The sequence below is a fragment of the Serratia sp. Ag1 genome (genome assembly GCF_000743355.1).
Taxonomy (GTDB): domain Bacteria; phylum Pseudomonadota; class Gammaproteobacteria; order Enterobacterales; family Enterobacteriaceae; genus Chania.
On sequence record NZ_JQEI01000065.1, the window covers coordinates 1 to 6,188 of the forward strand.

Genomic DNA, 6,188 nt, shown 5'->3' on the forward strand with positions numbered 1-6,188 from the left:
GATCTCTTCTTTTTCCTGACGCGGTTGCAGTATCGCGTCAACAGGGTGACCCGCACACCAGAAGTAAAAAGAGCGGCCCGCAGGGTGGTGGAACACCCGGCGAGCCGTCAACACACAGAATATTTAGTCCTGTCTCGGACATACCCAATAATCATTCTTAGGGTCTGGTGAAAAAACTGTCAAACAACCTGCTCGTGGGGCTTTGCTGCCATCAGTCTTAGGAAGATGTTCTTTGTCAAGTTTCACGCTCAAATCCCCACCAGGAACATCCATTCTGTCTAAACAAACTGACTGGCAGGCTGATTTAGATATTTTCACCTCGTGAGCATCATTTGATATAAACAAAAAGCAATTATGGTCAGACGCTATGTAACCGCCTAGTCAATAAAAATAATTTCGATAGCGTGCTGGCCGAATTCAGCCCCAAGCTCGCCCTGTCAGTGCCGGATACCCTGTCCGATGACCACAGCGACACTGCCGTCAATCTCAGCTTCAGCGCGATGAAAGACTTCGAACCGGAGCAGGTGGCGCGCCAGATCCCGCAACTGCGCGCCATGCTGGCGATGCGCAATCTGCTGCGTGACCTCAAATCCAACCTGCTGGACAACACCACTTTCCGCCGCGAGCTTGAAATCATCCTGAAGGATGAGGCATTGAGCGACGAATTGCGCATGGAACTGGAAATACTGGCCCTCGAAAACTGTTAATTGCCCGGGAAGATAAGGAAGAAACCGATGTCTGGACAGGAAGAAACACTGCAGGAAAGAACGGCACAGCGCCATACCACGACTACCGTGCTGGAGAAAAACACCCCGGCGGCGCACAGCGTTTATGCGTCGCTGTTTGAAAAAATCAACCTTAACCCGGTTTCCCAGCTTAACGGCATTGAGGCTTTCCAGGATGGCGATGCCCTGGCGGACGTCTCGGCCGATGAGCGTGTGACCGCGGCCGTCAGCGTCTTTTTAGACTTGCTGAAACAGTCGGCACAAAAGGTCGAGAAACTCGACAAGAACCTGCTGGACAGCCACATCGCTGCGCTGGATGAAAAAATCAGCCGCCAGTTGGACGCGGTGATGCATCACCCGGAATTCCAGAAAGTGGAATCCTTGTGGCGTGGCCTGAAGTCCCTGGTGAACAAAACCGATTTTCGCCAGAACGTGAAGTTGGAATTGCTCGATATCGCGAAAGATGACTTGCGTCAGGATTTTGAAGACAGCCCGGAAATCATCCAGAGCGGCCTGTATCGTCATACCTATATTCAGGAGTATGACACCCCCGGTGGTGAGCCGATTGGGGCCGTGATTTCCAACTACGAGTTCGACGCCAGCCCGCAGGACGTGGCGCTACTGCGCAATATTTCTAAAGTGGCGGCCTCTGCCCATATGCCGTTTATCGGTGCCGTCGGCCCGGCGTTCTTCCTCAAGAACTCCATGGAAGACGTAGCGGCCATCAAGGATATCGGCAACTACTTTGATCGCGCCGAATACATCAAGTGGAAATCGTTCCGTGACACTGACGATGCACGCTATATCGGCCTGACGATGCCACGGGTGCTAGGCCGCCTGCCGTATGGCCCGGATACCGTGCCGGTGCGCAGCTTTAACTATGTTGAAGAAGTCAGCGGCCCGGACCACGATAAATACCTGTGGACCAATGCGTCATTTGCCTTTGCCGCCAACATGGTGAAAAGCTTTATCGACAATGGTTGGTGCGTGCAGATCCGTGGCCCGCAGGCCGGTGGTGCGGTGCAGGACTTGCCGATCCATCTGTATGACCTGGGTACCGGCAATCAGGTGAAGATCCCGTCCGAAGTGATGATCCCGGAAACGCGCGAGTTTGAATTCGCCAACCTCGGTTTCATTCCGCTGTCGTACTACAAAAACCGCGACTATGCCTGCTTTTTCTCTGCCAACTCGGCGCAGAAACCGGCGCTGTATGACACCGCAGATGCGACGGCCAACAGCCGTATTAACGCGCGTCTGCCTTACATCTTCCTGCTGTCGCGTATTGCGCATTACCTGAAGCTGATCCAGCGCGAGAACATCGGTACCACCAAAGATCGCCGCCTGCTGGAGCTAGAGCTCAACAACTGGGTACGCGGTCTGGTGACCGAGATGACCGATCCGGGCGATGACCTGCAGGCCTCGCACCCGCTGCGCGATGCCAAGGTGACGGTGGAAGACATCGAAGACAACCCGGGCTTCTTCCGCGTCAAGCTGTACGCGGTGCCGCACTTCCAGGTCGAAGGGCTGGATGTCGGCCTGTCCCTGGTGTCGCAGATGCCGAAAGCGAAGGCGTAAACGGAGACACGATGAAGATTGATCGTCCTTTATGGACACGCGGAGTCCTGGTGTCCCCGCAGCAGTTTCAACAGCAAGCCTCGCTGGAGGCCTGGACCAACGAATGCATTGCGCAGATGGGGGTTCTGCATCCCTGGGGCGTGCTGCATGCCGCTTTTGATCAGGACGCGCTGGCGCAGGGGCGTCTGAAAGCCGAACGTCTGCAGGTGCGTTTTCAGGATGGCGTGCTGATCGACACGGACTGTGCGGATCTGCTGCCCCCTACGCTGACCCTGGCAGCCAATCTGCCTGCGGACGCCACGGCGGTCACCGTGATGCTGGCCTTGCCACAGCGCTATGCCAACGGCGGCAACTGCCTGCAACCCGATGAACGTGCCGAACGTCCGGTCCGTTACCGTCAGGTGTGGCGGGATGTGCAAAATCAGTATGGTGATGATAAAAAGCAGGTCGCAGTGATGAGCCATGAACTCACCCTGCGTCTGGACACGCAGGACAACGGGGATTATCAGGTCTGTCCGGTGGTGCGGTTATTGCGCGATGCACAGGGCCGTTGGGCACAGGACACGCAGTTTATCCCGCCGTTGCTGAGCCTGCGGGCCAGCCCCGGGTGTGAAGGGCAACTTGATGTCTTGATGGTGCAACTGCGGGCGCGTCTGCAACGCCTGATGGGGATGCGTCGGGAAAGCAATGCGCGTATGGCCGACTTTGCCGTGGCCGATGTGTCGCTGTTCTGGCTGCTGAATGCTCTCAACGGTGCCGAGCCGGTGCTGGGGAATTTCCAGCGCTACCCACAGGTGCACCCTGAACGCCTGTATCAGGAACTGGCCCGCCTGGCGGGCAGCCTGCTGACCTTTTCTCTGGAGCATGACGTCACCGCCATTCCGGTCTATCAGCACGATCGCCTGACGGCGGTGTTCCCTCCGCTCTTCACCTTGCTCAATACCCTGCTGGAAGTGAGCCTGCCTTCACGGGTGGTGGCGATTGAGCTGGTGCATGAGCCGCGCGTCAATCAGTGGCGCGGTGCCCTGCACGATCCGCGTCTGCGCGAAGAGGTGGATTTCTACCTGTCTGTGCGTTCCTCTCTACCGGCCGCACAGTTGCAAACCCAGTTCCCGCAACTGTGTAAAGTCGGTGCGCCGGATGATGTCGGCAAGGTGGTAAACATCGCGTTGAGCGGGATCCCGTTGCGTCCACTGAGCCATGTCCCGGCGGCCATTCCGTTGCGTCTGGAGAATCAGTACTTCGCCCTGGATCTGAACAACCCGGCGGCACAGCAGATGCTGGAAGCCGGAACCTGTGTGTTCTACGTGCCGGGTACGCTGGGTGACATTCAGCTTGAACTGTTTGCGGTGCTGCGTTCATGAGCCGGTCTGTGAAACGATCGGCCCCGTCCGTGGATATGGATGCGTTATTGCAGGGGACCTGGTTGCAGATAATCAGCCTGCGTCAGGGCATGGTCTGTGAAGACGGCGAGGGGCAGGCTTTCTGGCAGCGCTGCGTGGCCGATATCGAACACATTCAGAAGGCGCTTATTGAGGCGGGCGTCAGTGAGCCGAGCTGTCAGCATATCCTGTACGCCCAGTGTGCGCTGCTGGATGAAACTGTGAAAGGGCGCAGCGTGCAGGATGATGCTTACTTCGTCTGGAGCCATTCGCCGTTGCAGGCCCACTTTTTCAACACGCTGGACGCCGGTCATCAACTGTATGAGCGGATACGCAGCGTGTTGCGCGAGCCTGCACCGGACAGTGCGGTATTGACCTGTTTTCACCGGGTGCTGATGTTGGGGTTCCTGGGTGGGTACCGCTCGTTGACCGTGCCGGAGCGTGAACAACTGGTCGATCAACTCTCGGTACGGGTCCCACCGTTCAGCGTGGCGCCGTCGCAGCCGGTCCTGGCTGTTGCCGCTCCACGTTATCGCCTGGGTCGCTGGTTGCGTTACTGGCCAGTGAGGTTGGTGTTGGCCGGGCTCATTGTGGCCTCACTGTGGTGGGGGCTCGATCATGCGCTATCGGACCTGTTGCCAACGCTGTTACCGGGGCCGGCGTAATGCGTCCACGGTGGCGACAGGGTCTCTGGCTGTGGGCAGGGTTATTGGCCAGTCTTTTGTGTCTGGTTTTTTTGCCCTTTTCACCGTCGGTGCGTTGGGCCGCTTTACTGCTGGTTGTGGTGATCGGTGCCATAGGGTTGTGGCGAGCAGGGCGTCAGCCTGAGTTTGCGTTGGCTGATACCCATTTTGATGGGTTGCCGCCGGACAACTACCGCTTGCCGGTGGTGCTGGTGTGCGGTGAGGGGCTTGACTCCCTGTTTGGCACCGAAATGCTGTGCCAGAGTGTGCAGGGGTGCTGGCTGCGGGTGGATGAGAGCAGCCAGCTTCGCCAGTCTGTACAGCAACTGTTGTGGCAGCGTCCTGCGTGGGCTGGGCAGTTGGCCGTGATGATTGCGGTCAACCCGCAGCAACAGGCAGATGCGCGAGCGTTATCCACAACTTTGCATGAACTCCGCTGGCAACTGGGGCAACTGCGCCGGGATACCCGCTGCCCGGTGCCGCTGATCCTGTGCAGCACGGTAGCCACCTCGCTTGCCTCTACCCTGGTCTGGCTCTCTCAACAGCGGGCATCGCCTTTCACTCTGTGGCCGAGCGTGAATCAGCCGGAAACGCTGGCAGACTGGCAACGCCAGGGCAATCAGACACAGCAGGCTGCGCGGGTGCAGCAGACGGTGCTCTTCCGCTCTCACCAGGACTGGCTGCAGGCGCAGGTATTGCCCGCATTGCAGACACACAGCGACGATGTGGCCGCAGTCTCCCCGCAGCAGGTGATCCTGCATCAGGTTAGCAGTTTGCCGGGCCAGGCCAGTGTTTCCCTCTGGCAACAGTGGTTGGCGGCGCACACCGCCCTGAGCCGGGTAGCAGGTTGGTGCCCTAAACCCGTTACCGATGGTCGCGCACTGCCTTTTCCTGATTTTATCTTTTCCACGCTACCGATGGGCAGGGGGATATCGCCACGCCAGCAGGCATTACGCCATGCCGTCACCCTGTTGGGGGTAGCTGCGGTGGTGGCTCTGTGCAGCAGCGCCTGGCAAAACCGGCAACTTGTGCAGCGTGTCGCGTTCGATATTCGTCATTACGACAGTGTGGAGAATCAGGACCACGCCTTGAAAGCCCGTGCGGTTGAGGTGTTGCGTAAGGATATGGCCCTGCTGGATGACCAGTTCCGCAATGGTGAACCGCTGCGTCTGGGCCTCGGCCTGTACCAAGGGGAACGCCTGCGTCAGCCGCTGATGGCGGCCATCAAAGACTATGTGCCCCCGGCGCTTGCCTCGGTCTCTCCCGGTACCTCGACTACAGAGACCCCGGACTCCGTGCGACTCGACAGCCTGTCGCTGTTTGACACCGGCAAGGCCACGCTCAAACCCAATGCCACCAAAGTCCTGGTGGAGGCCCTGATGACCATCCAGGCCAAACCCGGTGAGTTGATTGTGGTGGCGGGGCATACCGACAGCACCGGTGATGCACGTGCCAACCAGCAACTCTCGCTCAAACGTGCGGAAGCCGTGCGTGATTGGATGATACAGAACAGCGCCGTGCCCGCGAGCTGTTTTGCTGTGCAGGGGTTTGGTGCCCGTCAGCCTGTAGGGCCGAATACCACCCCCGCTGGGCGCGCGGCCAATCGCCGGGTAGAAATCAGTCTGGTTCCGGCGGCATCGGCCTGCCCGGGGCCTGAAACCCTAACCCGGTCACCGGAACAGGTGACCTTATTACGTCAATAAAAGGAGCTTTACATGGCAATTCCAGTCTATCTGTGGCTGAAGGACGACGGCGGTGCAGACATCAAAGGGTCGGTGGATGTGCAAAGCCGTCAGGGCAGCATTGAAGTGGTGGCACAGGAC

General features: G+C 58.6%; 4 protein-coding genes and 2 pseudogenes. All 6 read left to right on the forward strand.

Annotated elements, in window-relative coordinates; translation table 11 throughout:
* Positions 1-380: 380 nt before the first annotated feature.
* Positions 381-707, forward strand: a pseudogene (gene tssB / locus IV04_RS23525) (type VI secretion system contractile sheath small subunit); the annotation flags it as partial.
* Between the two features lie 27 nt (positions 708-734).
* Positions 735-2,300: a type VI secretion system contractile sheath large subunit gene (tssC, locus tag IV04_RS23530; protein ID WP_051916962.1), complete on the forward strand. Its 1,566-nt coding sequence runs from the start codon at positions 735-737 to the stop codon at positions 2,298-2,300.
* A gap of 11 nt (positions 2,301-2,311) precedes the next feature.
* Positions 2,312-3,664, forward strand: coding sequence for a type VI secretion system baseplate subunit TssK (gene tssK, locus IV04_RS23535; protein WP_037404367.1), 1,353 nt, complete (start codon positions 2,312-2,314; stop codon positions 3,662-3,664).
* Complete coding sequence (gene tssL / locus IV04_RS23540) at positions 3,661-4,347, forward strand: type VI secretion system protein TssL, short form (protein ID WP_037404368.1); 687 nt, start codon at positions 3,661-3,663, stop codon at positions 4,345-4,347. The genes tssK and tssL overlap by 4 nt, the downstream gene beginning before the upstream one ends.
* Entirely contained in the window at positions 4,347-6,068 is a 1,722-nt protein-coding gene (locus tag IV04_RS23545; RefSeq protein ID WP_037404369.1) for an OmpA family protein, read from the forward strand. The genes tssL and IV04_RS23545 overlap by 1 nt, the downstream gene beginning before the upstream one ends.
* Before the next feature lie 12 nt (positions 6,069-6,080).
* Positions 6,081-6,188: pseudogene (locus IV04_RS23550) on the forward strand (type VI secretion system tube protein Hcp); the annotation flags it as partial.